Raw genomic sequence first — 26,452 nt, 5'->3', positions numbered from 1 at the left:
GGCGTCCACCGCGAGCACCGAGATCGCGCGGAGCTGCGGGGCGCGCGGCCGAGCCAGCGGCGCGTGGAGGTGGCCGAGCCGCTGAACGCGGGAGACGCGTTGGAGCTCGCGTGCGGCGCGGGAGACGCGTTGGAGCTCGCGTGCGGCGCGGGTGGGGATGCGTCACGTCGCCAACGCCGCCCGCTGAACCCCGGCTCGGCCGCGATCTCGCTGTTCGAGCCGCCCTCGGCGCACCGCAACACGATCCGCGCCCGCAATGCCGGCGCCGTCTTCCGACGCCGCGTCCAGCCCGCAACGCGCTCGCCTCGTCGTCGGACAGCACCAACTCGGGCAGCTTCGGGTCCGGCATGCCACCGAACCCTGCGCCTGCACGCGAACTGACGACCTCAGGGCACTAGGAGCGCTCGGCCGCTCGGGTCAGCTGACGGATCCGGCGCCGGACGCGCCACAGCGCGAACAGGATCGCCGCGAGCAACAGGAGGGCGCCGAGCGCACTCCAGGGAATCGCCCAGATCGTGGTCTTGCCGGTGGCGGTCGTGACCGCGCCGACGAGGTCCTGGCCCGCGGACGCGACGGGTTCGGCCTCCCCGCGGACGGTGAGCGGGCCCAGCGGCCACACGCCGCTGAGGGTGCGGGTGAACGTGATGGCGCTGCCGGGCAGGAGTTCGGTCGCGGTGTGGCCTGTCCACCCGGTGCTCCCCAGCCCGAAGAGACCCTCCAGGTGAACCGAGGGGCGGACCGCGAGGCGGACGTTGCCGTCGTTGACGACGGTCCAGGTCACGTCGACCTCGCCGGGCGCAGCCGGGTTGGCCGTGCCCCGGTAGCCGGCCGTGGGCCGGTCGACGCGCAGGTTCGTGGTCACCGCGCCGGCGACCCGGACGTAGAGCCTGGCGCCCACCCGTCGTTCGACCTGCACCTGAGCGCTGGTGGTGAGGGCGGCGACCAGTCCGCCGACGTGGTCGCCCGGTTCGGCGTCCGGGGGCACCGTCAGGCTGAACGGCACGACGGTGGTGGAACGGGGCTTCAGGACGACCTTCGGCTCGGCGACGGAGATCCAGGCGCCCACGGAGGGCGACGGCTCGTCGCGCGCGAGCAGGTCGAAGCCGCCGGTGGCGGTGTTGACGGCGTCGGCGGCGTAGAGGTCCACGGCCAGTTCGCTCTCGCCCAGGTTGCGGATGGCGATGTGGTCGTCGTAGCGCATGCCGGGTTCGACGACGTAGTCGAACTGCGCGCGGCCGTTCGGTCCGCCGGCGTCGGCAGGGGAGACGGACCAGGTGAGCCTGCCGTCGTTCTGAGCGGGTTGTGCCGTCGCGGGTGGTGCCGAGACCAGCCCGAGCACGACGACCAGGGCGGCGAGCGGTCTTCTCACGCGGTGCTCCGTGTGGACGGACGGGTCCGGAGCGAGCCCCGCACCCGTCCTTCTCCGATATCAGATGGCGGTCAGGATGAGCATTGCCTGGTAGGCGCCCGGCGCGGTCTCGACCGGGGCCTCCAGGGTCAGGCCGGCACCGAGCTGGGCGGTGCCGCGGCCCGCGCCCGCCGCGGCGGTGGCGAGCTGCGACCACGTGGCCAGACCGTTGCCGGTGGCGAAGCCGGAGGCGACCTGCGGGCCCGCGGTCACCGTCTGACCGGTGGACGCGGACACGACGTTCGGCGCCCAGCCCAGGTACTTGCCGCCGAGCTGGTTGCCGTCGGCCGTGGTGAACGCGCGCACGCGACCGGACGCGGTCCAGCCGGGGTTGTCCGCGCGGGTGTCGGTCACCGTGATGGGCTTGAGCGCGCCCGCGGCGGTGAACCGGTCAGCCGCCGGGTTGAGCGTCAGCGCGCCGAGGTCGACCTCGCGGTTCTCCGGGGCGACGCTGATGGCCAGCACACCCTGCTCCGCGGCCAGCGTGGTGGTGATGGTCGGGCCGTTGACCGGGTCGTTGCCGTGGTCGTCGACGACGATGACGACCGGCTCGGACTCCGCGATCACCTTGTGGTCGTGGTCGTAGAGCACGGCCTTGACCTGACGGCCGTTGTCCGCGGTGCGGACCACGAAGCCGTACTTGCCGGTGAGCGCGCCGGAGACGACAGCCCACTCCGTCGCGCCCGCGGCCTTGGTGAACCAGTGGTAGTGGTTCTCGTCGGTGACGGGGTTCTGCACCGCGGTCAGCGCGGCGACGCCACCGGCGTGGTAGTGGGCCGCCACACCGGTGATCGACAGCTGGGTCACCGGCGTTCCCGGCCCGGAGGAGATCTCCTCACCGACGACGAACGTGTAGGTCACCGGCGGGATCGCCACCGGGGCGCCGCCGGGCGGGGTCGCGGTGGCGCTGACGGTCAGCGCGTACTCGCCCTGCTCGGTGAAGCCCCAGTTGACGTGCTCGTGGCCGGCGGCGCTGGTGAACGACTTCGGCCCGCCGTCGGCGGAACCGAGGAACACGTTCGGTCCCTCCTCGCCGTTCTGCCACAGCGCGAACGCGCCGGGGCCCTGCAGCGAGTCGAGGGTGTAGGTCACCGACGTGCCCTCGGCCACGGCCGAGCTGTAGCCGAAGCCCGCGAAGACCTGACCGGGCTGCGAGTTCTGCGGCAGCAGGTAGTAGGTCTCGCCCTGCGCCTTCCACCCCGGCAGGGTGGCGATCGAGGCGCTGACGGTGCGGGAGGCCACCGACGGCTTGACGTGCACGGTCAGGTCACCGGGCGCGACGTTGCCACTCCCGGAGTGGGCCGTGAGCACGTGGGTGGAGTTCTGCACGTCCACGTAGAACAGGTCGAGGTGGCCCTCGGAGACGACCACCTTCTCCTGCGCCGCGGCGGTCCCGACCAGAGGGCCCGCGATCAGTCCCAGAGCGGCGAGCGCCACTGCGGCGGCTCGCCCTCTCGTTCTTGCCTTTGTTGCGGTCACTGCGTTTCCTTGCCTTTCTTGGGGGACCAGAGGTCAGCGCCGGCGGCGAACGCCGGCGAGGGTGGCCAGGTTGGTGAACAAGAAGCCGAGGGGGATCAGCAGACCCGCGGCCACCACGAGACCGGCGACGGCGAAACCGTCGAGTCCGGTCGAGGCCAGCCCGGAGGGCAGCGCGCACTCCTCGCCGTCAGCCGTGCGGCCCACCTGCTCGACGACCGGCGTGCCCGTGCGCGCGGACTTCGGGTCGCCCGGCCCCACGTGGAAGGTGAGGGTGCTCTTGGCACCGGCCTGGCGGCCGTCGATGGAGCCGCCGATGGAGAACGTCACCGCGTAGCTGCCGGGCTTGGTGAACGCCCACACCGCGTGCACGTGCACACCCGACTGTCCGACCGGGACGGTCGTGGCGCGCGGGAACCCGTTCACCGTGCCGAAGTAGCGGTCACCGACTCCGCCGAACGGGTCCTGCCCGTAGACGGCCAGCTCGCCGGGCCCGTCGACCTTGTCCAGCGTCAGCGTGATGTCGCTCCTCACGGAGGCGAGCACGGACGGGTGCTGGGTGTTCCAGCCCAGCCACGGGACGCCGGAGCGCTGCGTCAGCGGAATCGTCCACACCGGACCCGGACCGAGGAAGTCGAGGCCGGAGCCCGGCGGTGGGGTCGCCCGCGCGGCGTCGCCGAGGTGGAAGACGTAGCTCGCCGGGTCGCGGAAGACCGGGCTGCCCTGGCGGTCGTCCTTGACCCGCGCGGAGAACGCACCGCCCTCGACGACGGGTCCGAAGTCGAAGTGGCCGTCCGTGACGACCTCGACCTCGCCGGGCGGCACCGTGCGGGTCACCGCCGTGGGCACGCAGGCCGGCGTCGTCGCGGTCGCCGGCGGCGCGCCTTTCGGTGGTGCAGCGCTGGTGGAGCCCGGGGGAGTGGTCGTCGGAGTGGTGGGGGCTGTGGTGGGGGCGTCCGCGCGGACGCCCAGGACCAGGGGCCGGGCGGAAACGACGGTGGCGCCGCTCTGGTCGCGCACGTCGAAGCCGAGTTCGGCGCCGTGCAGGTCGGGGTTCGCCGTGAGCGTCAGGACCTCGCCGGTTGCCCGCTCGGCGGTGGTGCCCGCCTTGCGGGTCCACCAGGTAACGGTGTGCCCGGGGCGGTGCGGCGTCACGAGCGCGGTGGCGGTGATCTGCTCGCCTTGCGCGTAGGTGTCGCGGACGCCGGTCACCACCGCGCCCGCGGGGGCGCCGGGATTGGCGACGGGTGGCGACTGCGACCGGGCGGCGAGGTCTTCCGCCAGGGGGACGAACCGGGCGGAGAACGCCAGTGCTTCCGGGTCCGCCGCCAGGACGGAGGTCGCCGAGCCGGCGCTCAGCGACTCGTGGCCGACGACCTCGTCCCCGGTTCCGGTGTGCCGCACGAACTCGACCCAGCCCTGCGGCAGGCCACCGGCCATGCTCACGGTGCCGGTCAGCTCGATGCCCGCCGGTGTGCTCGTCACCGCCAGCGTGGTCGTCGTGGCGAGCGCACCGTGCGGTCCGACCACGACGGTGTACCGGGCAGGAGGCGAGACCAGGGGCGCACCCGAGGACGACGTCGCGGACGCCTGGAACTCCAGTTCGTAGACGCCTGGCGCGGTGAACGCCCAGTTGGCATGTGCGTGGGTGGGGACCGCTGCGCGCTCCGTCCGCACCGCCGGGTCCTGCGAGCTGAAAACGCGTTCCGGGCCGTCGGTTCCGGACACGTAGACCTCGACGCGACCGGGTCCGCGTGCCGCCAGCATCGTGAGGTCGACAACGTTGTCCGCGAGTGCCCCTCGGGGCACCGACTCGGTGTTCCAGCCCGCCCAGAGCACGTCGGGCTGGAAGGTCTGCGGGATCACGTGGATCGGTGTGCCACCCGGTACGCCGAGGAAGCCGTAGGCGGGGGAGGAGGGCGCGGGCCGCTTGGCCGCGTCCGTGACGTGAAGAGTCGTGGCGGCCGGGTCGAACGGTCCGGCGTCGCTCTTGCCCCTGACGACCAGCGCGCCGTTCTCGAGCTGCACCGCCACCAGGTCGACGTGCCCGCCTGCGATGAGCCGGCGCTGCGGAGGCTCGGGCGCCGGGCCGGGTGCGGCGGCCGCGGCGGGGGCCGCCAGCACGGCGAGGACAGCCGCCACCACGGCGACGACCGCACCCCGTCGTTCCGGGTTCCGACCACCTGCGCGGATTCGCATTCCGCTCCCTCCGAGTGACACGCCCTGAACGTAAGTCACATGATTGTCATTTTCAACAAGAAGCCGAGGAGTCCTCGGTCGGGAAGGTCACACGTCGTCGGTCGAGCTAGCTCGCGGTGCTCTCCGCCCGGCGTCCGGACGCGCGGGAGAGCAGACCGTGCTTCGGCGCCAGGACCCACGCCGTCAGGAACACCGCGGTGAGGACGAGGACGATCGTTCCGCCCGTCGGGAAGTCCCACGACCACGACACGTACAGGCCGGTGAGCGCGCACAGGCCGCCGATCACAGGCGCGAGCAGCATCATCACGGCGAGCCGGTCGGTCAGCAGGCGCGCGGTCGCCGCCGGGGTCACGAGGAGCGCCAGCACCAGGATGTTGCCGATCGTCTGCACCGAGATCACCACCGCGAGGGTGACGAGCACGTAGAGCACGATGTCCAGCCAGAACACCCGGAGCCCCGTCGCCCTGGCCATCTCCCGGTCGATGGTGACCGCGACGAACTCCTTGTGCAGCAGGAAGACCGCGCCCAGCACGAGGATGCCGGTCACCGCGACCGTGTAGAGGTCCTCGTCCGGGATACCGGTGATGGAGCCGAACAGGAACTGCTGCAGCGATCCCGCGTAGCCCGGCGCCCTGGAGATCACCACGATGCCCAGCGCGAACGCCGCCACGAAGAAGATGCCGATCACCGAGTCCTCGCGCAGCCGCCGGTTCTGCGAGAACACGGCGACCAGGACGGCGGTGGCGACCCCGGCGAGGGTGCCGCCGAGGATGAGGTTGCCCGACACCGCGAACGCGATGGCGAGTCCGGGGAACACGGCGTGCGCGACCGCGTCACCGATGAACGCCATTCCCCGCAGCACGACGTAGCAGCCCACGACGCCGCAGACGATCGAGGACATGACGGCCACGAGCAGTGCCTTGGGCAGGAACGCGAGGTCGGGGTTGGTCAGGTCGCGCAGGAAGTCGATCGGGGACATTCAGACCGCCTTGAGGATCTTGAGCAGCGGACTGCCCTCGCTGACGCCGAAGGTGTCCATCCACGGCTTCTCGTCGCGCAACTCGTCCGGCGGGCCCGCGGCGACGACCGTGCGGTTGAGCAGGATGAGCCGGTCGCAGGTGTAGAGCGCTCCCGGCAGGTCGTGGGTGGTGGTCAGCACGGCGTGGGAGTCCCCGGCCAGGGACAGCAGCAGGTCCGAGAGCAGTTCCTGCGTGGGCATGTCCAAGCCGGTGAAGGGCTCGTCGAGCAACAGCGCCGACGGCTGGAGCGCGAGCGCCCTGGCCAGCAGCACGCGCTGGCGCTGCCCGCCGGACAGTTCGCCGACAGGCCGGGTCCGCAGATCGGCCATGCGCACCCGGTCGAGCGCTTCGGCCACCGCACGCCAGTCCGCCGCCCCCGGTCTGCGGAACAGCCCCAGCTTCCCGGTCCGGCCGGTCATCACCACACCCTCCACCGAGAGCGGGAAGTCCCAGGCGAACTCGTGCCGCTGCGGCACGTACCCCAGGCCGGTACCGGCGCGGTGCACCGGCTCCCCGTCGACCTCGACCAAGCCGGCCTTGGGGGTCAGCAGGCCCATCAGGCTGCGCAACAACGTGGTCTTTCCGGCGCCGTTCGGCCCGACGAGCCCGACGAGCTCGCCCCGGTCGACGGTGAGGTCGACGTCCGTGAGCACCCGCCGCCCGCCGAGGTCCACGGCGAGCCCGCTCACCCGCAGCGCGTTCACCCGGAGGTCCCCTGCCGCTTCGCCGCCCGGCCGCGCACGAGCACAACGACGACGAGCACCCCCAGCACGACAACGGCCGCGATCAGCGCGACGACGCCCAGGGGTGGTCCGGAACCGCGGTCGTCCGCAGCAACGTCCTTTTCGGACGCTGCTGCGGGAGGTGCCGCGTTCGCTGACGTCCGCGGCGTGGCGGCGAGGGCCGCTTCGGGGTCGACCGCGTCGCCGACGGCGAAGCGCAGTGTCGTGGTGTTGCGGACTTCCTTGCCGTCCACCAGTTTCGCGTGTGCCTCGACCTGGACGAGGTAGACGCCAGGCGCGGTGAAGACCCAGTTGGCGTGCGTGTGCGTGTTGGTGTCGACCCAGATGTCCTGGCGTTCCGGCTTGGTGGAGTTCCAGAGCACGTCGGCGGCACCGAAGTTGCCGGCCTGCAGGTAGACGAACAGCTCGCCGGGACCCTCGACGCCGGTGAGCGTCAGGGTGACGCCCCGGTCGACGGTCTCCATCACCTGCGGGTCCTGGGTGTTCCAGCCGACCCAGGTCACGTCGGGGTTCTGCACCTGCGGCAGCACGTGCACCCGAGCACCCGGCTTGCCGATGAAGGCGTAGGCGGGGTTGTCCGGCACGGTCAGCAAAGCCTTGTCCGGGACCTGGAACGCGGTGCGGTCGAGGTCCCGCCACACGGCCGGGTCGCCGGTGTCGTCGTGCACCATCAGCTTCCACGCACCGTCGGCGTACCGGGGACCGATGTCCACGTGGCCGCGCGACAGCACGGCCTCGTCCGCCGCGATCCGCTGGTCCGGCGCGATGGTCTGGTCGGTCGGCTGCGCCGAGGCCGCGGCAGGCGTCAGCAGCGCCACCACGACCAGCAGGGCGCTCGGCAGGGACCGTCTCATGAACTCCTCTTTCATCAGCGCAGGCAGTCGCGCAGCGAGTCGGCGTTGAACCGCATCATCCGGACGTAGGTCGTGACCTCGCCGTCGAACGTGTCGCCGTAGATCGGGCAGACCCGGATTCCCTGCTCCTCGGCTACCTGCGTGAGCGTCGAGGAACGGGCGGCCAGGTTGGGCTCGAGGAACACCGCGGGCACCTCGAGGTTGCGGATCGTCTCGGTGAGCTTGCGGCGATCGGCCAGGGACGGCTCGGTGGCGGGGTTGGGCGTGACGAACCCGGCGACGCTCACGCCGTACGCCTGGGCGAGATACCCGAACGCGTCGTGGGTGGTGATCAGATGACGGCGCGCTGCCGGGATCTCGTCGATCCGTGTGCGCACATACCGGTCGAGGGCGTCCAGTTCGGCGAGGTAGGCCTCGGCGTTGCGCCGGTACTCCAGTGCGCCCCGGGGATCCTTCTCGATCAGCTTGTCGCGGATGACCTGGGTGTAGGACATGGCGTTGCGCACGTTCTGCCACAGGTGCGGGTCGATCTCTCCGTGCACGTGCTTGCCGAGCACGGCCTGGGCGAGCTGGTAGACCCGCTCGCCCGGACGGCCGAGGAACCCGAACCCGGCGGGGATCTCGCTGAGCGCCTTGCTCGGCACGACGATCACGGCGTCGGTCGCGGGCACGACCTGCTGCGCCTTCTCGCCTCCGCCTTGCGGGTCGTACAGGGTGTACATCTGTTCGCCGTCCACGTCGACGGTCAGGTCGGTATGCCCCCGGTCCACGGGCACAGGCCGGTTCGGGGGCTGCACGCCGACCGCGAAGGTGAACGTCGACTCGCCGAGCGGAACCGGTCGTGACCGCTGGTCCACCTTCAGCCGCGCGGACAGGGTCACTTCGTAGACGCCGGGCTTGGTGAACGCCCAGGACATGTGCGTGTGGGCGTCGGCGGGCAGGATCGCGGTGTCGTCGCCGTACCCGTTGCCGGGGTTGAAGCCGTCACTGGAGTCGAAGTAGACGTCGGCGTCGCCGAACGACCCGGTGAGGTAGCCGTAGACGTGGCCCGGGCCGCTGGCGGCGGTCATGCTCACCAGCACCTCCGACGCGCGGTTCGCGCCGCGGGCCTTTCCTCCACCCCGGGCCCGCAGTCCGAGCCACACGGTGTCCAGCGTGACGTCCTCGACCAGCGGGATGATCTCGGCCGCGTACTTGACCGCTTCCTCGGCCAACGACACGTTCGCGGCCTCCGGCCGGAGGTTCGCGTCCAGGGCTCGGATGACGGAGTGCTCCTCCAGCATCACGTAGTTGCTGAACGCGACGTCCGCGTACACCACGTTCCGCACGTCGCGCAGGCTCGGTTCGTAGGAGTGCGGGTCGGCTCCGTCGGGCACGAGCGAGGTGACGTTGACCCTCGATCCGCCGACGTTGCGCACGAGGTCCCGCAGCAGCCCGGTCGTGGTGACCACCTGGAGCCGGTCGTCGCGATCGCTCAGCGAGGCCGGAGCGGTGCAGCCCGCCGTTCCCGCGATGACGACCAACCCGGCCAGCAGGCGTCGGCGCAAGCCAGGGAGCACGTCGTCACGCCAATCTGTGCCGGAGGTAGTTAATAACGATAACCATAATCATCAACCGCCCTCGAAAGCCAGACCTCGGGGGGCGTGGTCTACACCACTTGGCTGCGGTCTCGCGGCGCTGCGGTGAAGTGCGGAGGCCGAGGCGCATCCCGGCCTCCGCGCACGTCACGGCTGGACGGTGAAGGTGCAGCTCTTCTGGCCGCTGGTGACCGCGCCGCCGGTGGCCTTGGTCGCCGTCACCTCGAAGACCGCGGTGTAGGTGCATACCGCTTCGAACGCCCAGTTGGCGTGGGCGTGGGTGTTCACGGCGAACGAGCGGCTGTCGGGCAGGCCGTTGCCGCTGTCGAACCACACGGTCGACTGCTCGGTGGGTGTTGCCGGGGCGGAGATGGGCAGACCGTTGTCACGATGCCTCGGAGCTCCCGGTCTCGGTTTCGGCCGGAGTTCCGGATGTGCTCCAATACGGCTCGCAGGCACTGGAGCCCCGGTTTCGCCAAGGCGGCACGCGTGCCGTTGTGCGGCCCGCGTCCCCTGTCCGGCCCGGCCGGCTCGTGCGAGTCACGCGGGGATCAGCCGGTTCCGCGTGTCCCGGGCGCGGCAGGTGGCGGTGGAGAAGAGAGAGTTTCTGCATGCAACGACGGGCCCTGCTGGGTCGTGAGACCGAGCGCCGTGCACTGGCTGCCCTCGTCGAACAGGCCGCCTCCGGGTCGGGAGGCGCGGTGGTCGTCCTCGGCTCGCCCGGAATCGGCAAGTCGGCGCTGGTCGCCGAGGCGGCGGCGCGGGCCGCGGAGCGCGGGACGCGGGTGGTCACGGCGGTGGGGGTGGAGTCGGAGGAGCACGTGCCCTGCGCCGGCCTGCACCAGCTGGTCCACCAGCTGCGAGACGGGATCGACGACCTGCCCGCACCGCAACGCGCCGCGCTGCGCGCCGCCGTCGGGCTCGCCGACGAGACCGTGCCGGACCTCTACCTCGTCGGTCTCGCTGCGCTGACCCTGTTGTCGGACGCGGCGGTGAAGGCGCCGTTGCTGGTGGTCGTCGAGGACGCCCATTGGATCGACCGGGCGAGCCTCGACGTGCTCGGGTTCGTCGCGCGGAGGATCGAGTCCGACCCCCTCGCGCTGGTCGCCGTCACCCGCTTCCTCGACGACCGGCTGTCCGGCGCCGGGCTGCCGGTGCTGCACCTGGACCCGCTGACGGACGAGGTGTCGGGGGAGCTGCTGGACTCGGTGGCCCCCGGCCTGGGGCAGCAGGTCCGGCGGCGGCTGCTGGCGGAGGCGGCCGGGAACCCGCTGGCGTTGACCGAGCTGCCGGTCGCGCTGCGGTCGGTCGGTGGGGCGTACGCGCTCACCCCGGGTCCGCTGCCGCTGACCGAGCGGCTCGAGCGGACCTTCACGGCGCGGGTGTCCCGTCTTCCGGCCGACACGCGGGCGGTTCTCCTCCTCGCCGCCCTCAACGGCGACGGCACGATGGACGAGTGCCTCGCCGCCGCCGGCCGGATGCTCGGGAAGGCGGTCGACGTCGCCGTTCTCGAGCCGGCGGTGGACGCCGGTTTGCTGGAGCCGTGGGGGATGGTGTTCCGGCACCCGCTGGTCCGCTCGGCGCTGCACCACGCGGCGACCGCCGCGGAACGGCAGGCCGCGCACGCCGCTCTCACCTCGCAGCTCGAGGGGCAGCCCGATCGGCGGGCGTGGCACCGCGCCGCCGCCACCGCCGGTCCCGATGAGCACGCGGCGCGGGACCTGGTCCTCACCGCCGACCGGGCTCTGCGGCGCGGTGGTGTCGCCGCGGCCCTCGCCGCGCTGCGGCGGGCGGCGGAGCTGACCGCGGACCCCTCCGCGCGTGCGGACCGGCTGCTGCGCGCGGCCGAGCTCGCCCTGGAGTCGGGCCAGTGCGAGGCCGCGGCCCAGCTGCTGGGCCAGGCGCGCTCGTACGACCTCTCGGTGCGGAACCGGGGCCGTGCCGCCTGGGTCGACATCGTCCTGGTCGAGGGTTCGGCGCAGGGCGAGGGCACCGCGACCGCCGAGCTGGCGGAGCTGGCCGTGGAGGTCGCCGCCAGTGGTGAGCCCGCGCTGGGCCTGCGCATGCTGTGGGGAGCGGTCCTGCACTGCTTCTGGGGCGAGCCGGGACCGGCCGCCCGCCGGCGGATCGCCGCCGCTGCCGAGCGGATGCCCGTGGACGCGGGCAACGCCGGCGTGGTGGCACTGCGGGCGTACTGCGCGCCGGTCGAGCGCGGACGCGCCGCCCTGGAGTCCCTGGCCGATCAGCTGGACCGGTGGTCCGAGGACGCCGACTGGGACCAGCTCCTCGGCAGTGCCGCGGTGATGATGGGCGCTCCCGCCCTGGCGAGCCGGCTGGCCACGAGGTCGCTCGACGCCCTGCGGGCACGGGGCCGGTTGTCGATGCTCGCCAGAGCCCTGTGCGTCCAGGCGGGCGGCGCCGCGCGGCTCGCCGACGTGCGCGCCGCTCAGCTCGCCGCCGAGGAGGCGGGAGAGCTGGCCCGCGAGACGGGACAGCCCCTCGTGCACGCGATGGTGCACGCCATCCGTGCGCAGGTCGCCGCCGTCTGCGGCGACCCGCGCGCGCAGGAGTGGGCAGCGGAGGCGGAACGGACCGCGCTGCCCGGCGGTGCGCGCCCGGCGCTGGCCATCGTGCAGATGGCCCGCGGACAGGAAGCCCTCTGCCAGGGCCGCTACGGCGACGCCTTCGGGCACCTGCTCCGCGTCTTCGAGCCGGCCGACCCCGCCTTCCACCCCTGGCTGCGCTTCTACGGGGTCGCCGAACTGGTCGAGGCGGCGGTGCGCAGCGAGTCCGCCGAAGCGGCGCGGGACGTCCTGCGCGAACTCGCCCCGCTCGCGGAGCAGACCCCCTCACCCGCCCTGCTCTGCGGGCTGCGCCTCGGCCGTGCCCTGCTCAGCCCGCCGGACGCCGCCGAGCCGCTGTACCGGGAGGCCCTCGGCGCCGTCCCCGTCGACTGGCCGTTCGAGCGGGCGCGGGTGCACCTCGCCCTGGGCGCGTGGCTGCGGCGGCACCGGCGGCCCGCGGAGTCCCGCGTCGTGCTGCAGGCCGCGTGCGAGGTCTTCGACGCGCTCGGCGCGTCGGCCTGGTCGCAGCGGGCACGTCAGGAGCTGCGCGCCGCGGGCACGTCGTCGCCCCGGCAGGACCCGGTCGCCGTCGACCGGCTCACCTCGACCGAGCTGCACGTCGCCCAGCTCGCCGCGCAGGGGCTGACCAACCGGGAGATCGGCGAGCGGCTGTACGTTTCGCCCAGGACGGTGAGCACGCACCTGCAGCGCATGTTCCCCAAGCTGGGCGTGACCTCCCGCGGCGAGCTCGGCGCGGTGCTGCGCGGCACGACTACGTACGTCGAAGACGTCGGCTGACGGACGCGGCCGGGCCCGCCGCTCCCTAGGTTTCGTGCCATGCCCGGTTCGCAAACGGCGGACGGGCGGGAAGGCACCATGGGAACCATCACCGTCGGCACCGAGGGCTCGACCGACGTCGAGCTGTACTACGAGGACCACGGCTCGGGCCAGCCGGTCGTCCTGATCCACGGCTACCCGCTCGACGGCCAGTCGTGGGAGAAGCAGACCGACGCGCTGGTCAAGGCCGGCTACCGAGTCATCACCTACGACCGCCGCGGCTTCGGCCGGTCGAGCAAGACCATGACGGGCTACGACTACGACACCTTCGCCGGTGACCTCGACGAGGTCCTGACCCGGCTCGACCTGAGCGACGTCGTGCTCGTCGGCTTCTCGATGGGCTCGGGCGAGGTCGCCCGCTACCTCGGCACCTACGGCTCGCAGCGGGTGGCGAAGGCGGCCTTCCTCGGCGCGCTCCAGCCGTTCCTGCTGCAGACCGACGACAACCCCGCCGGCGTGCCGCAGTCGGTGTTCGACGGCATCGCCGAGCAGGCCGAGGCCGACCGCTACGCCTGGTACGAGAACTTCTTCGTCGACTTCTTCAACACCGACGAGACGCTCGGCTCCCGTCTCAGCGACGCCGCGCTCCGGGCGAACTGGGCCACCGCCATCGCCTCGGCGCCGGTGGCGGCGTACGCGTGCGTCCCGGCGTGGCTGACGGACTTCCGGGCCGACGTGGAGCGCATCGACGTGCCGTCGCTCATCCTGCACGGCACCGCCGACCGCATCCTGCCGATCGACGCCACCGCCCGCGAGTTCCGCCGCCGCCTGCCCGGCGCGCGCTACGTCGAGATCGACGGCGCTCCCCACGGCCTGCTGCTCACGCACGCGGCCGAGGTCAACGCCGCCCTGCTCGCCTTCCTCACGGACTGAGACCCGCAGATGCACAGACTCACGCACCGCTTCACCGCTCTGCTGGCCGTGCTCGTCGCCGCCTCGGGGCTCGCCCTGTTCGGCATCTCGAACGCGGTGGCCGCCCACCCGCCGGCCGGGCAGAAGCCCACGATCGTCCTCGTCCACGGCGCCTTCGCCGACGGCGCGAGCTGGAACCCCGTCATCGAGCGGTTGCAGCGCAAGGGCTTCACCGCCCTCGCCGTGGCCAACCCCCTGCGCGGAGTCGCCTCCGACGCCGAGGCACTCGACGCGCGTCTGGCTGCGATCGACGGGCCCGTGGTGCTCGTCGGCCACTCCTACGGCGGTGCCGTCATCACCAACGTGAAGGCACGTTCCCCGAAGGTCAAGGCGCTGGTGTACGTGGCCGCCTTCGCCCCCGCCGGGGGTGAGGCCGCGGCACAGCTCGCCGCGAAGTACCCCGGCAGCACACTGGGGGAGACGCTGGCACCCGTTGCGCTGCCGGACGGCTCGACGGACCTCTACATCTTGCCCTCGCTCTTCCGGCAGCAGTTCGCGGCCGACGTCCCGGCGCGGCAGACCGCCCTGATGGCCGCCACTCAGCGCCCCATCCGGGACGCCGCCCTGAACGAGGCTTCGGGCACGCCGGCCTGGGCGAGCATCCCCTCGTGGTTCCTGCTGGCCGGGGCCGACAAGAACATCCCCCTGCGGGCGCAGGAGTTCATGGCCGGCCGGGCGGGTTCACGCGCCACCGCGACCGTCGAGGGAGCGTCGCACGCCGTGGCGGTCTCGCATCCGAACGCGGTCGTCGACCTCGTCCGCCGCGCCGCGAGCTGACGCCTCTCCCGGCCCCGTGACCTCGCGGTCGCGGGGCCGGGGCGGCCGGCGAGCCGCGGCGTCGCTCCCGGCGGACATCCCCCTGTGCCGGCGGGATCGCCCGGCCGTGCGCGTCGCCCGCCGACCAACCCTGCTATCCCGACCGAGGAAGGTCATGCGCTTCAAGCTGTCAATCGTGCTGTCCCGGATCCTGGAGGGCACGCTCGCCCTGCTCGGCATCCCCATCTTCTTCGCGGAGGTGGACGACACCAGGTGGATCGCGTTGTGGGACCTCATCGCCGTCGTCTACCTCGCGATCCGCGTCATCCGCCTCAGTCGCAGCAAGCGGGCGGGCGACGACAGGGGCGCGTGGGTCAAGACCGCGCTGGGCCGCCGCAGCGGCACCCTGTTCACCCTGTTCACCAGCCTCGTCGGGATCACGTCCGGCCTGACCATCGTGCTCATCGAGGACGGCACCCAGGCGGCGGTGCTCGGCAAGGCCGTGGGGGTGCTCGCCGTGCTGCTGGCGTGGGCGATCCTGCACTTCGGCTACGCCGACCGCTACGCGCAGGCCTACTACAGCGCCCTGCCCGAGAAGGTGCTGGTGTTCCCCGGCACCGAGCACCCGACCTTCATCGACTTCGCCTACTTCTCGTTCACCGTAGGCACCACGTTCGCGGTCTCCGACGTCGAGTCGCGCACCTCCAGGATGCGATTGCGGGTCCTCGCGCACGGCGTGCTCTCGTTCATCTACAACACCGCGATGCTCGGCATCGCCATCGGCGTGATCAGCGGCTGACCACCCGGTTGTCACACGGCGCGCCGCAGGCCGAGTGATCGGTGGGATGGACGCCCACGGGTACGTGAGCGTCCATCCCACCGGAAGACCGGCTCACAGCCGCTGGAGCGTGAACCGCTGGTTGAGACCGGATCCCGCGGCCCACTGGGAGATCCGGGCACCGTCGGCTGTCGACTGCTCCCAGACGTCCACGGCGAGCCCGCTCTGCCGGTTGACGAAGCCCACCACGCCCAGCCCGTGGTCGACCACCCGCCACTGCTGGGCGGCCGAGCCGGTGTCGGGCTGCTGGGTGATGTCGGCACCGCTGCTCGAGCTCGCGACCTGGAGCACGAGACCGCTGTGCCGCGCGCGGATCCGGTAGTGGCCGCCGCCGGCGTCGAGGAAGTCGAACACCTGGTTCAGCCCACCCGTGGCGGACCACTGGATCGCGGTGGCACCCGCCGCGGTGGAACCGCCGTTGATGTCCACCAGCTTGCCGCTGTGCTGGGCGACGAGCCGGTAGTCCACACCGGTCTGCACCGGACCGGTGCCGACACCCGCGCTGCCGACCGGTCTGCGGGCCAGCGCCAGCGCTTGGCCGAGGTCGGGCAACGGCTTCAACCGGTACGTGTAGGTGTAGTCCCGGTTGGGGAACAGCTTGTAGGTGTCGAGCGGGTGCGCGCCCCAGCTGTCGTTGCCCCCGACACCCGTCTGGCGCAGGTTCAGCCGCAGCACCACGTCCTGCCGCCGGGTGAGCTGGTAGTCGTGCCGGACGCCCTTCGAGAGGTCCTCGGGGGTGAAGTGGGACGCGTTCACCTCCAGCGGCTGGTCGCCGCACGCGAGCAGGCCGCGGCCGCTGCCGTTGACCAGGGCGACCCAGCGGACGTCGGTCTTGTTGCCGTTCTCCTGCGGCCGGAGGTAGCCGGTCCACTGCTCGGCCACGGTCGAGGAGTACACGCCGACGTCCGAGCCGGTCTTGCGGTCCCACTGGTTCTCGTGCGGACCCCGGCCGTAGTAGCGCAGCCGGGAGAGCTCACCCGGCAGGAACAGCATCGTGCCCACCTCGGGGATGTAGGGCAGGGTCGGCGCTCCGGGGTGCAGCGTGTTGTCGACCTTGATCTCGCCGTTGCCGTAGACCGTGTACGTCATCGTGAACGTCGACACGGTGCTGGTCGGCAGGGTGCCGCTCACGGTGATCCGCACTTCGCGGTCGGAGGGCCGGTCGAGCACCACGCGGCTCACCGTGCGGTTCGCGCCCGCGTGGCGCCAGGTGGCGTTGCGGCTCGGGTGGCCGTTGCCGACGTCGTTGTCGGTCGGCGCCCGCCAGAAGTTGGGCACCGGACCGGAGGTCAGCAGCCGCATGCCCATCGCGTCGTAGGAGGTGATCACGCCGGTGGCCCTCGCGATGGTGAGGGCGAAGTCCTGTCCGGTGACGGTGATGCGGTCACCGGTCTCGGTGGCGGTCAGCACCGGCACGGACGTGACCGGTACCGGCACGACCGGCGGGCTGCCGAGGGCGACCGGCAGCTGTTGCTTGGCCACCTCGAAACCGGCCGCGGCCCACGGGGTCGCGGTCCGCAGCTTGAACGACAGCTGCAGGAAGTGCTCCTCGCCCGGTGCCGGGTTGGCTGGGCGCTGGACCGGCAGCTGCACCGCCTTGGTGGACAGCGGTGCGATGTCGGCCTGCGCCGCGGTGAGCTGTCCGCTTTGGATGACCGTGCCGTCGGCGACCAGAGCCCAGTCGGCGACGAACTCGTTGACGTTGGTGAACAGGTGCTCGTTGGTGATCCGGACGGTGTCGAAGGAGCTGCCGGCGGTCACGTTGATCGCCTGGTAGACCTGCTTGACCTCGACGGCCTTGCCGGTGATCCGCCGGTCGGCCATCACGATGCCGTCACCGCAGAAGGCGCCGTCGTTCGGGTTGTCGCCCCAGTCGCCGCCGTAGGCCAGGTACGTGACGCCGGCCGAGGTCCTCCAGGTGAGCGCCTGGTCGGCGAAGTCCCAGATCCAGCCGCCCTGCAGGACGGGATGGGCGCGGATGACGTCCCAGTACTCCTTGAGGTTGCCGGCGGAGTTGCCCATGCAGTGGGTGTACTCGATCATGACGTACGGCCGGGTGTCCGAGGTGTTCCGCGCCCGGTTCTGCACCGCGGCGGGGCTTTCGTACATAGCGGACCGGATGTCGCTGACCTGGGGCCGGTTGTCGCCCTCGTACTGGATGATCCGGGTCGGGTCGGCCGCGCGGATCCAGTCGCGCATCGCGACGAAGTTGCTGCCGCCACCGGCCTCGTTGCCGAGCGACCACATGATCACCGACGGGTGGTTCTTGTCGCGGTGCACCATCTGCGCGGCCCGGTCGAGCACGTTCGAGGTCCAGTCCGACCTCGACGCGGGGTAGTTGTCCCGGATCCCGTGGGTCTCGAGGTTGGCCTCGTCGAGCACGTAGAGCCCGTACTCGTCGGCCAGGTCGTACCACAGCGTGTCGTTCGGGTAGTGCGACGTGCGGACCGAGTTGATGTTGAGCTGCTTCATCACGGTGATGTCGCGGACCATGTCGGCACGGGTCAGTGCGGCACCGCGGTCCGGGTGCATCTCGTGCCTGTTGGTGCCGCGCAACGACACCGGCCGGCCGTTGATCCGCATGAGCCCGTCCCTGAGCGCGAACTCGCGGAAGCCGACCCTGGCCGACACCGTCTGGACCACCGTGCCCGCGGAATTCTTCAGCGAGAGCACGGCGGTGTAGAGGTTCGGGTGCTCGGCCGACCAGAGCCTCGGTCCCTGCACCGCTTTCGAGCCGCGGCCGGTGGCCTCCTGGCCGGACGAGGGCGAGTTCACCGGCGTGCGCAGCGGTTCCGCCCACACCGGTTGCCCGTTCCGTTCGTACAGCTGGGTTTCGACCGTGAACGTCCCCGTCTGCTGCCCGCCGCTGTTGCGGAGGACCACCGCCACGCCGAGGTCGGCGTTGGTGTAGTTGTCCCGCAACGGCGTGGTGATCGTGAAGTCGCGCAGGTGCACGGGCGGGAGCGAGTAGAGGAAGACCGGTCGGAAGATCCCGGACAGCCGGATCATGTCCTGGTCCTCCAGCCAGTCGCCGTCCGGGTACCGGAACACCTCGACGGCGAGCAGGTTCGACCCGGCGCGCACCTGGTCGGTGATGTCGAACTCCGACGGCGTGTACGAGCCCTCGCGGTACCCGACCTTCGTGCCGTTCACCCACAGGTAGAACCCGGCCTTGACGCCCTCGAAGTGGATCAGGACCCGGCGGCCCTGCCACGCGGGGGGCAGCGTGAAGGTCCGGCGGTACTGGCCGACCGCGTTGACCCGCTGCGGAGCGAACGGCGGCTGCGCGTTCTCGTTCTGGCCGTTGCCGCCCCACCACGGGTAGGTGAAGTTGACGTAGATCGGGTTGTCGTAGCCGTGCAGCTGCCAGTTGGCGGGCACGGGGAGGCTCGCCCAGCCGCTGTCGTCGACGTCGGTCCGCCAGAAGTTCAGGTCGCGGTCGGCGGGTTTGGTGACGTGCTTGAACTTCCAGGTCCCGGTCAGGTCGAGGCGGAACGGCGAGGCCGAGCGGTCGGCCGCCAGCGCCTGCTGCAGATCGGCGTACGGCATGAGGGTGGCGTGCGCGGGCTGGGAGTTGACCTGGAAGATCCCGATGTTGTTGTTCCACTCGGGGTAGCCGTTGGGCGGATCGGGCCACGCGGCCGCGACCTCCCCGGCCGCCGCCGGGGTTTCGGCCGTCGCGGCGGCGGGACCGGTCAGCGCGGGTGCGGCGAGCGCCGCCAGACCGCCACCGAGGAGGGTGCGCCTGCGGATCGGGTGGGGGTGTGCCGGTGGGCGCTCGTCTGGTGCGTTGGACACGTCTTCTCCTGGCGGTCGGTGCGGGAGCGGGTGACGTCAGGCCTTGGCCCAGCGCTGGTCGGAGCTGCCTCGGCAGGTGGCCAGGGTGACGGCCGCGCCGTTGCCCGTGCCACCGGAGGTCAGGCAGAGTCCTGTTCGGACGTTGACGGCGGTGCCGCCGCCGAGGTTCCAGCTCTGGTTGGCACCGCCGTGGCAGTCCCAGATCTGCACCCTGGTGCCGGAACCGGCGCCGGTGGGCGCGTCGAGGCACTTGCCGGTGACCTGCAGTGCCTGACCGTTCTGGGTGAACTGCTGGTTGGCACCCGTGTGGCAGTCCCAGGTGATCAGCTGGGAGCCGTTGGCCGTGCCCGCCCCGGACACGTCGAGGCAGCGACCGGAGGACTCGCCGCGCAACCGGAACGCGGTGGGGCCTGGGTTCGTGTCGCCGGTGAAGAACTTCCACACCTCGTTCTTGACCCAGCTGCGGGCACCGCTCTCACAGCCCGCGCACCCGTCCACCGGTCCCTGCTGGTGGCCGCCGTCGAACGGGGCCCACACCACCGGGTAGCCCGTGCGGCAACCGGAGTAGGTGGTGGTGATGTGCGTGTTGCTGCCCCGCGCGGGTTCCGGGGCGTTCTGCGGCGTGCAGCCGTTGTTGCGGACCCAGCGGTCGCGCTGGCCGCGGCCCGACCCGATGTTGTCGCTGATGCCGTGGATGCCCATGTACGCCACGGGCGCGGTGCCGCCGGCGCACCCGCTGATCTCACCCGGCGAGGCGATGGCGGCGATGGCGCGGAACACCGTCGGGCGGGAGCAGGCGAGTGAGATGCTCATCGCGCCGCCGTAGCTGAAGCCGAGCGAGAAGCGCTGCGTCGTGTCGACGCAGAGGTCGTTCTCGATCCGGCTGAGCATGTCGTCGACGAACCTGACGTCCTCGCCGCCGGAGTTGCCCCAGCCGTTGTTCAACCCCTGCGGGGCGACGAAGATCGCCGAGTTGTTCGCCAGCCGGCGCAGGCCGTAGTGGGCGTAGACGTCGCCGTCGCTGCCGCCGCCCGCCACCTGGTTCGCCGTGCCGCCGAGCCAGTGGAACCCGAAGACCAGCCGGTACTGGCGGGTGTTGTCGTAGTTGTCCGGGATGCTCAGGATGAACGACCGGTTCTTGCCGCCGCTCTGGATGGTGTGGGCGCCGTTGCGCAGCGTGGGGGCCTTGCCGCAGCCGGCGGTGCCCGCGAGCACGGTCTGCCCGGCCGGTGTCTCCGCCTGTGCGTGGGTGGCACCGGCGCCGGAGAGGACCAGCGCGGCCGTCGCGATCAGCGACCACGCCCGTCGTTGGATGGTGTTTCGTCGCATGGGTTTCACTCCCGTGGTGGTCAGGCGGCTGAGCACGTCTTGCCGTTGGGGGCGGACGAGGCCGGTGTGAGCTCGCTGTGCTGCTGGGACATCGCCGTTCCTCCGGTTCGTCACGCCGGCTGGAGCTGGAACCGCTGGTTCTCGGCCCCGCTGGGGGTCCACTGGGAGATCCGCGCACCGTCGGTGGCCGACGCCTGCCACACGTCGAGGGCGAGGCCGCTCCACCGGTTGACCAAGGTGATCACCCCGCCGCCCTGGTCGGTCACGCGCCACTGCTGGGACGTGGCGCCGGTGTCGGTCTGCTGGGTGACGTCGGCGCCCGTGGCCGTGCCCGCGACCTGGAGCACCAGGCCGCTGTGCCGGGCCCGGACGCGGTAGTACCCGCCGCCGGAGTCGAGGAAGTCGAACTGCTGGTTGAGCCCGCCGGTCGGGGACCACTGCTGCAACAGCGCGCCGGGTGCCGTGGACACGCCGCTGATGTCGGCGTACTTCCCGCTGTGCCGTGCGACGAGCCGGTAGGGCACGCCCGGCTGCACCACGGGCCCCGAGCCGGTGCCCCGGCCGGTCGCGCTGTACACGTGTCCACGTTGGACGGTGAACTGCACGACGTCGGCTTCGGGTTTCACGGCCTGGACCGCGGCGCCGGTGGTCGTGTCGCGCAGCTCGAACGTGCCGGTGAAGATCCGGTTGCGGACGCGGACCGTGCCGTCCCGGTCGGCGGCGACGGACAGCGTGACAGCGCCGTCGGCCGCCCAGGTCGCGCCGACCGTGTAGCCGCCGCGCCCGCGCAGGCCCGAGACGCTGCCGGCGGGCCAGGCCGGCGGCAGGGCGGGGAGCACGTGCAGCTCGCCGTTGTGGCTGTGCAGCAGCATTTCCGCGATGCCGGAGGTCGCGCCGAAGTTGCCGTCGATCTGGAACGGCGGGTGCAGGTCGAACATGTTGGGCGCGAGGCGGTCGGTCGTCACCAGGGAGCGCAGCAGGTCGTGCGCCCGGGAACCCTCTTCCAGCCGTGCCCAGAAGTTGATCTTCCAGGCGAGTGACCACCCGGTGCCCGTGTCACCGCGCAGCTCGAGCGTGCGACGCGCGGCGGTGTGCAGCCGGGGGGTGCCGCGCTTGGTGATCTGGTTGCTCGGGTGCAGGCCGTAGAGGTGCGACACGTGCCGGTGGTTCGGTTCGGTCTCGACCCAGTCGTACAGCCACTCCATCACGTTGCCGCGCGAGCCCACCCGCGTCGGCGCCAGCCGCTGCCTGGCCGCGCGGACCTGCGCGCGGAAGTCGGTGTCGACGCCGAGCACCTCGGACGCGGCGGCGCAGCCGTCGAACAGGTCGCGCAGGATCTGCATGTCCATCGTGGGCCCGGCGCACACCGAGGCGTTGGCGTGGTGGTTGAGCTCCGGTGAGTTGGACGGGTTGGTGACGAGGTGGCCGAGGGTCGGCTCGGTGACGAGCGTGTCGAGGAAGAACTGCGCGCACCCCTTGAGCGCCGGGTAGTACGTGCGCAGGAAGTCCACGTCACCGGTGAAGCGGTAGTGGTCCCAGATCAGCGTGGAGAGCCACGCGCCGCCCGTCTGCCACATGCCCGCCGCGGCGAAGTCGACGACCGAGGCACCGCGCCAGGCGTCGGTGTTGTGGTGGGTGACCCAGCCTCGGGCGCCGTACTGCACCTGGGCGGTGCGGGCGCCGGTGGTCGTCAGGTCGTTGACCATGCGGAAGACGGGCTGGAGGCACTCGCCGAGGTTGGTGGTGTCCGCCGGCCAGTAGTTCATCGGCAGGTTGGCGTTGATGGTGTACTTCGAGTCCCACGAAGGCGCCATCTGGTCGTTCCAGATGCCCTGCAGGTTCGCCGGTTGCGTGCCGGGCCGCGACGACGAGATCAGCAGGTAGCGGCCGTACTGGAAGAGCAGCGCGGCGAACTGCGGGTCGGTCGTGCCGGCGTGCCGGGCGATCCGGACGTCGGTCGGCTGGTCGGCCGCCGCCGTCCGCCCCAGGTCGAGCGTCACGCGCCCGAACAGCGCCTGGTGGTCGGCGACGTGCCGGGACCGCAGGGTGTCGAAGGAGAGGCCCTGCGCGGCGTTCAGACGGCTGCGGGCGATGCCCTGGTAGTCGCCGTTGACCGTGCGGAAGTCGACGTAGCTGGTGCCGATGGAGATCAGCAGGGTCACCGCGGAGGCGCCGCTCACCCGCACCGTCCCCGCCGAGCTGGTGACGGTGCCGCCCTCCGCCACCGCCCTGGCCAGTGCCAGGAACCGCACGGTGCCCGCGATTCCCCGCTGGGTGCCGGAGATCCCGTCCAGCGCGATCGTCGTGGCGTCCGGGCTGGACGTCGTGGTGCGCTGGGGTGAGCCGAACGACGCGGTGAACGAGATCGCCCCCGGTGTCTCCGCGGTCAGGCGCACGACGATCACCTGGTCCGGCGCGCTGGCGAACACCTCCCGCCGGTGGCGCACGTTGTTCACCACGTAGCTGACGGCGGTCGTCGCCGTCGTGAGGTCGAGCGTGCGCTGGTACCCGCTCGCGGTCCCGGACGGCAGCACCAGCCTCAGGTCGCCGACCGGTTGGTAGGCGAGCTGCCCGGCCGGGTTGCCGAGCATCGTCTGGTCGATCAGCGACTGCGCCTGCGTCCACTGGTTCGAGAACACGAGCTGCCGGATCTGCGCCAGCGATCCGGCACCCCGCGGGTTGCTGTAGTCGTGCGGGCCCCCTGCCCAGACCGTGTCCTCGTTGAGCTGCAGGCGTTCGGTGTCGGTGTTGCCGAACACCATCGCGCCGAGCCGCCCGTTGCCCACCGGCAGCGCGCGCAGCCAGTCGCTGCCGGCCGGGCGGTCGTACCAGAGCGCGAGGTCGTTCGCCGCCCGCACCTCCACCGGTGCCGCCGAGGCGGTACCGGTGGCCGTCCACCCCGCCTGCGTCAGCACGACTCCCGCGCCCAGCTTCATGAGCTGCCGGCGGTTCAGGTCGGACATGTCGGTCCTCCAGAGGTTTCTCGCGGTCGCTGAAGCACCCCTGGTGGTCGTCGGCCACGAGGAGCAGGGGAGGGGACGGTCAGTTCACGACGTCTTTCTCGGGCGATCAGGCGCTGAACTGCCACCAGTTCACGTTGAGCAGGTAGCTGTTGCCGCCGGTGAACCTCAGGTAGAGGTCGCGCGTGCCGGTCAGCCCGTTCACGGCGCAGGAGACGGTGGTCCACGTCTGCCAGCCGCCCGTGTTCGGCACCGAGCAGGTTCCGGCGAGGGCGCCGGTCGGGCCGCCGGAGCGGACCTCGACGGAGCTTCCCGCGACGGTGGACGAGACGCGAGCGGTGAAGGTCCTGGCACCGTTGCCGAAGGCGACGTTCTTCAGCTTCACGTAGTCGCCGTTGTTGAGGTGGCTGAGGTTCAGGCCGCCCTCGCTCGACGGTTCGGTCTCGACGCCGCTGCCCCACCCGATGGTCTCGCCCTCCTGGCGGACGTAGGGGTTCAGGGTGTCCGCGGCGGGTGGCCCGGCCGTGGTCATGTTGATGGTCGGGATGGTGCCGTCGGCGTTGTAGGTGAACTTCTCGACGGCGACGGAGCGGGTGAAGCCGCCCCCGCCGGGCAGGGCGCCGTTGTGGTAGAAGAAGTACGAGCTGCCCTTGAAGTCGATGATGCCGGCGTGGTTGGTGAAGCTGCTGCCCTGGGTGGGCATCACGGTGCCGCGGTAGGTCCACGGTCCGGTGGGGCCGGGCGAGGTGGAGTAGGCGATGAACTCCGAGCAGCACTTGGCGGCGAAGACGTTGTAGTACAGCCCGTTGCGCTTGTAGACCCAGGGCCCTTCCTCGTAGAGCGTGGGCCGGTTGGGGTCGCCGGTGCGGGTGCCGAAGCCCGCGGTGGTGAGCGGGATCCTGGTGATGCCGCCGCTGTAGGAGATCATGTCGGGGTTGAGGCGGACGTAGGAGAGGTTCGGGTTGCCCCAGTACAGGTAGGCCTGGCCGCCGTCGTCGATCATCACGGTGGGGTCGATCTCACCGTTCTCGACGAGTGGCCTGCCGATCGCGTCCCGGAACGGCCCGGTGGGGCTGTCGGAGACGCCGACGCCGATCGCCGGGCGCCCGGTGGCCTTGGTGACGACGGGGACGTACCAGTAGAACTTGCCGTTGCGCTCGATCGCCTGCCCGGCCCAGGCGTCCTGCTTGGCCCAGCTGAAGGTGGCGAGGTTCATGGGGGAGCCGTGGTCGGTCCAGTTGACCATGTCGGCCGAGGACCAGACGCGCCACTCCTTCATCGTGAACCAGGTCGAGCCGTCCTCGTCGTGTCCTGTGTAGAGGTAGACACGTCCGTTGTGGACCAGTGGCGCGGGGTCCGCGGTGTAGATGTGCTGCACGATCGGGTTGTCCGCTCGGGCAGGGGCGATCACGGTCAGGACCAGTCCCACCACCGCGGCGGTGGTCGCCCAGAACCTTCGTTTCGTGGCCATCGTCGTCTCCTGGGGGCAGGGGGGCTCCGCGGCCCGGGGCGCACGCCCGAGCCGCTGGAACCGTCCTCCGGTGGTGTGTGCTGCGGAACGTCAGGTGGCGGTGCAGGAGGGGTTGAGCCCCGAGCCGCTGCCGGTGCCCTGGAAGCCGAACTCGGTGGAGCCGCCCGCGGGCACGTTGGCGTTGTAGTCCACGTTGGTGAAGGTGACGGTGCCGCTGGTGCCGCTGCGGTTGGCGCTCCAGGAGGAGGTGACCGTCCCGTTCGACAGGGTCGTCGTCACCCGCCAGCCGCGCAGTGCGGTGGATCCGGCGGTGACCTTGACCGTGGCGACGAACCCGCCGTTCCACTGGTTCAACGACACCGCCGCGGTGCAGCCACCGGGGCCAGGGCCGTTGGACGTGGTCGTCGTGGTGGTGGGACCGGGGCCTCCCGCGTTCAGCGCGTCGAGCACCGCGTTGTACGCGGGCTTCTTGGCGCCGGAACCGGTGAACAGCAAGGGGTTCTCGCCGCCGCGCCACGAGTCGGTGTCGCGGATGCCCCACACGGTGATGCCCGTGCAGGCACGGATCGCCATGCACGCCCTCGTGACCGCTCCGTAGGCGTTCGCCTGGTTGCTGCCGGCGATGTCGAGCTCGGTGATCTGCACCTCGACGCCGAGGTCGGCGAAGCGCTGGAGGTTCGCCTGGTAGTCCGGCGGCGCGTTGTCGGTGAGGTGGGACTGGAACCCGACGCAGTCGATCGGCACGCCGCGGGCCTTGAAGTCGCGGACCATGGTGTAGATGCCGGTGGACTTCGGGTTGATGCTGTCGGTGTTGTAGTCGTTGTAGCAGAGCTTCGCCGCGGGATCGGCCGCACGGGCCGCGCGGAACGCCGCCTCGATCCAGTCGTTGCCGGTGCGCTGCAGGTTGGAGTCACGCCGGCCACCGCTGCCGCCGTCGGCGAACGCCTCGTTCACCACGTCCCAGGCGTAGATCTTGCCCTTGTAGTGGGTGGCGACCTGGGTGACGTGGTTCATCATGGCCCGGCGCAGGTCGGCGCCTTCCAGGCGCTGCGCCCAGCCCGGTTCCTGCTGGTGCCACAGCAGGGCGTGCCCCCGGGCCCGCTTGCCGTTGCCCAAGGCCTGGTTGAGGATGCGGTCTCCGCCGGAGTAGGTGAACTGGCCGCGGTTGGGCTCGGTCGCGTCCCACTTCATCTCGTTCTCGGCCGTCACCATGTTGAACTCGGTGTTGAGGATGTTCACGTAGGTCTGGTCGTTCAGTCTGCCCGCCGCCACGGCGGTGCCGAAGTAGCGGCCGGACTGCGCCGCGGCGGCACCGAGCGTGGTCGCCGCGCTGGCGGGGACGGACACGACGAGCACGGCGCCCAGGGCCGCCGCCGCTGCTGTCGACACGATCGGGACGAGTGAGACCGACCTCGATGTCAGTTTCATCTTCCACACTTTCACCGGACGTGCCCGGAATGCGGGCGTGATGGGTGGGGCGATCCGGTGCACGCCGAGGAGACCCGGTGCGGCGGTGCCAGGGCTCTCGTGCGCGCGGAATCGCGGCTGTGGTGCGTCTCCGTCACCCGCGGTGCGGAGGGAGGTAGGTGCTGAAGCCGAATCGTCTTCGGCGGAAGAGCTGCATCGCCATCCCCTTCCCCACACGACCGCGAGTGCGTCGTCCAGGAGTGTTGCAGCTCGGTGTTCACGCTCACAAGAAGGCGAACACGAC

Annotated in this window: 17 protein-coding genes; 4 read left to right on the top strand and 13 right to left on the bottom strand. The window is 71.4% G+C overall.

Annotated features, from left to right (window positions below):
* Window positions 1-394: 394 nt before the first annotated feature.
* The 8 genes from V1227_RS09365 to V1227_RS09330 all read right to left on the bottom strand — a co-directional run bounded on the left by V1227_RS09365 (window position 395) and on the right by V1227_RS09330 (window position 9,612).
* The gene (locus tag V1227_RS09365; RefSeq protein ID WP_329792113.1) at window positions 395-1,369 is read right to left on the bottom strand and encodes a WxL protein peptidoglycan domain-containing protein; all 975 of its coding nucleotides are present in this window, start codon (window positions 1,367-1,369) and stop codon (window positions 395-397) included.
* Between the two features lie 60 nt (window positions 1,370-1,429).
* A complete protein-coding gene (locus tag V1227_RS09360) occupies window positions 1,430-2,845 on the bottom strand; it encodes a choice-of-anchor M domain-containing protein (protein WP_329792112.1) in 1,416 nt (471 codons plus the stop codon).
* Window positions 2,846-2,920: 75 nt separating this feature from the next.
* Window positions 2,921-5,083 (bottom strand): choice-of-anchor M domain-containing protein, encoded by a 2,163-nt coding sequence (locus V1227_RS09355; protein ID WP_329792111.1) that lies wholly within the window; start codon window positions 5,081-5,083, stop codon window positions 2,921-2,923.
* Between the two features lie 106 nt (window positions 5,084-5,189).
* The gene (locus V1227_RS09350; RefSeq protein WP_329792110.1) at window positions 5,190-6,062 is read right to left on the bottom strand and encodes an anchored repeat-type ABC transporter permease subunit; all 873 of its coding nucleotides are present in this window, start codon (window positions 6,060-6,062) and stop codon (window positions 5,190-5,192) included.
* Complete coding sequence (locus V1227_RS09345) at window positions 6,063-6,806, bottom strand: anchored repeat-type ABC transporter ATP-binding subunit (RefSeq protein ID WP_329792109.1); 744 nt, start codon at window positions 6,804-6,806, stop codon at window positions 6,063-6,065.
* Complete coding sequence (locus V1227_RS09340; protein WP_329792108.1) at window positions 6,803-7,699, bottom strand: choice-of-anchor M domain-containing protein; 897 nt, start codon at window positions 7,697-7,699, stop codon at window positions 6,803-6,805. Before V1227_RS09340 ends, V1227_RS09345 begins: the two co-directional genes overlap by 4 nt.
* 14 nt (window positions 7,700-7,713) lie before the next feature.
* A complete protein-coding gene (locus tag V1227_RS09335; RefSeq protein ID WP_329792107.1) occupies window positions 7,714-9,246 on the bottom strand; it encodes an anchored repeat ABC transporter, substrate-binding protein in 1,533 nt (510 codons plus the stop codon).
* A 177-nt stretch (window positions 9,247-9,423) separates the two neighbouring features.
* Window positions 9,424-9,612, bottom strand: coding sequence for a TIGR03769 domain-containing protein (locus tag V1227_RS09330; RefSeq protein WP_329792106.1), 189 nt, complete (start codon window positions 9,610-9,612; stop codon window positions 9,424-9,426).
* 275 nt (window positions 9,613-9,887) lie between these two features.
* On the opposite strand from V1227_RS09330, the gene V1227_RS09325 reads away from it, so the two are divergent.
* From V1227_RS09325 to V1227_RS09310, 4 genes are all read left to right on the top strand, one after another.
* A complete protein-coding gene (locus V1227_RS09325; protein ID WP_329792105.1) occupies window positions 9,888-12,638 on the top strand; it encodes an ATP-binding protein in 2,751 nt (916 codons plus the stop codon).
* A 78-nt stretch (window positions 12,639-12,716) separates the two neighbouring features.
* Window positions 12,717-13,550: an alpha/beta fold hydrolase gene (locus V1227_RS09320; protein ID WP_329792104.1), complete on the top strand. Its 834-nt coding sequence runs from the start codon at window positions 12,717-12,719 to the stop codon at window positions 13,548-13,550.
* Between the two features lie 9 nt (window positions 13,551-13,559).
* On the top strand, window positions 13,560-14,366 hold the full coding sequence (locus tag V1227_RS09315) for an alpha/beta fold hydrolase (RefSeq protein WP_329792103.1): 807 nt from the start codon (window positions 13,560-13,562) through the stop codon (window positions 14,364-14,366).
* A 154-nt stretch (window positions 14,367-14,520) separates the two neighbouring features.
* Entirely contained in the window at window positions 14,521-15,144 is a 624-nt protein-coding gene (locus tag V1227_RS09310) for a DUF1345 domain-containing protein (RefSeq protein ID WP_236219243.1), read from the top strand.
* A gap of 93 nt (window positions 15,145-15,237) precedes the next feature.
* Here V1227_RS09310 and V1227_RS09305 read toward each other — a convergent pair whose 3' ends face one another.
* From V1227_RS09305 to V1227_RS09285, 5 genes are all read right to left on the bottom strand, one after another.
* Window positions 15,238-18,981: a glycoside hydrolase family 2 TIM barrel-domain containing protein gene (locus tag V1227_RS09305; protein WP_329792102.1), complete on the bottom strand. Its 3,744-nt coding sequence runs from the start codon at window positions 18,979-18,981 to the stop codon at window positions 15,238-15,240.
* A 36-nt stretch (window positions 18,982-19,017) separates the two neighbouring features.
* Window positions 19,018-20,310 carry a ricin-type beta-trefoil lectin domain protein gene (locus V1227_RS09300; RefSeq protein WP_329792101.1) on the bottom strand — a complete coding sequence of 431 codons (1,293 nt, stop codon included), beginning with the start codon at window positions 20,308-20,310 and terminating at the stop codon, window positions 19,018-19,020.
* 110 nt (window positions 20,311-20,420) lie between these two features.
* Complete coding sequence (locus tag V1227_RS09295; RefSeq protein ID WP_329792100.1) at window positions 20,421-23,273, bottom strand: glycosyl hydrolase family 95 catalytic domain-containing protein; 2,853 nt, start codon at window positions 23,271-23,273, stop codon at window positions 20,421-20,423.
* A gap of 106 nt (window positions 23,274-23,379) precedes the next feature.
* Window positions 23,380-24,741, bottom strand: a complete 1,362-nt coding sequence (locus V1227_RS09290; protein WP_329792099.1) for a glycoside hydrolase family 43 protein — start codon at window positions 24,739-24,741, stop codon at window positions 23,380-23,382.
* 90 nt (window positions 24,742-24,831) lie between these two features.
* Window positions 24,832-26,169, bottom strand: a complete 1,338-nt coding sequence (locus tag V1227_RS09285; RefSeq protein WP_329792098.1) for an endo-1,4-beta-xylanase — start codon at window positions 26,167-26,169, stop codon at window positions 24,832-24,834.
* Window positions 26,170-26,452: the final 283 nt, after the last annotated feature.

Source organism: Lentzea sp. DG1S-22 (genome assembly GCF_036321065.1).
GTDB lineage: Bacteria > Actinomycetota > Actinomycetes > Mycobacteriales > Pseudonocardiaceae > Lentzea > Lentzea jiangxiensis.
The sequence above is the reverse complement of the archived record's forward strand: the minus strand, read 5'-3'. Positions and strand labels throughout refer to the sequence as shown.

What these genes read in the sequence shown, in the direction of transcription:
- V1227_RS09355 (WP_329792111.1), bottom strand. Translation starts at nt 5,083, where the DNA reads ATGCGAATCCGCGCAGGTGGTCGGAACCCGGAACGACGGGGTGCGGTC.
- V1227_RS09350 (WP_329792110.1), bottom strand. Translation starts at nt 6,062, where the DNA reads ATGTCCCCGATCGACTTCCTGCGCGACCTGACCAACCCCGACCTCGCG.
- V1227_RS09340 (WP_329792108.1), bottom strand. Translation starts at nt 7,699, where the DNA reads ATGAGACGGTCCCTGCCGAGCGCCCTGCTGGTCGTGGTGGCGCTGCTG.
- V1227_RS09325 (WP_329792105.1), top strand. Translation starts at nt 9,888, where the DNA reads ATGCAACGACGGGCCCTGCTGGGTCGTGAGACCGAGCGCCGTGCACTG.
- V1227_RS09320 (WP_329792104.1), top strand. Translation starts at nt 12,717, where the DNA reads ATGGGAACCATCACCGTCGGCACCGAGGGCTCGACCGACGTCGAGCTG.
- V1227_RS09315 (WP_329792103.1), top strand. Translation starts at nt 13,560, where the DNA reads ATGCACAGACTCACGCACCGCTTCACCGCTCTGCTGGCCGTGCTCGTC.
- V1227_RS09310 (WP_236219243.1), top strand. Translation starts at nt 14,521, where the DNA reads ATGCGCTTCAAGCTGTCAATCGTGCTGTCCCGGATCCTGGAGGGCACG.
- V1227_RS09300 (WP_329792101.1), bottom strand. Translation starts at nt 20,310, where the DNA reads ATGCGACGAAACACCATCCAACGACGGGCGTGGTCGCTGATCGCGACG.
- V1227_RS09295 (WP_329792100.1), bottom strand. Translation starts at nt 23,273, where the DNA reads ATGTCCGACCTGAACCGCCGGCAGCTCATGAAGCTGGGCGCGGGAGTC.
- V1227_RS09290 (WP_329792099.1), bottom strand. Translation starts at nt 24,741, where the DNA reads ATGGCCACGAAACGAAGGTTCTGGGCGACCACCGCCGCGGTGGTGGGA.
- V1227_RS09285 (WP_329792098.1), bottom strand. Translation starts at nt 26,169, where the DNA reads ATGAAACTGACATCGAGGTCGGTCTCACTCGTCCCGATCGTGTCGACA.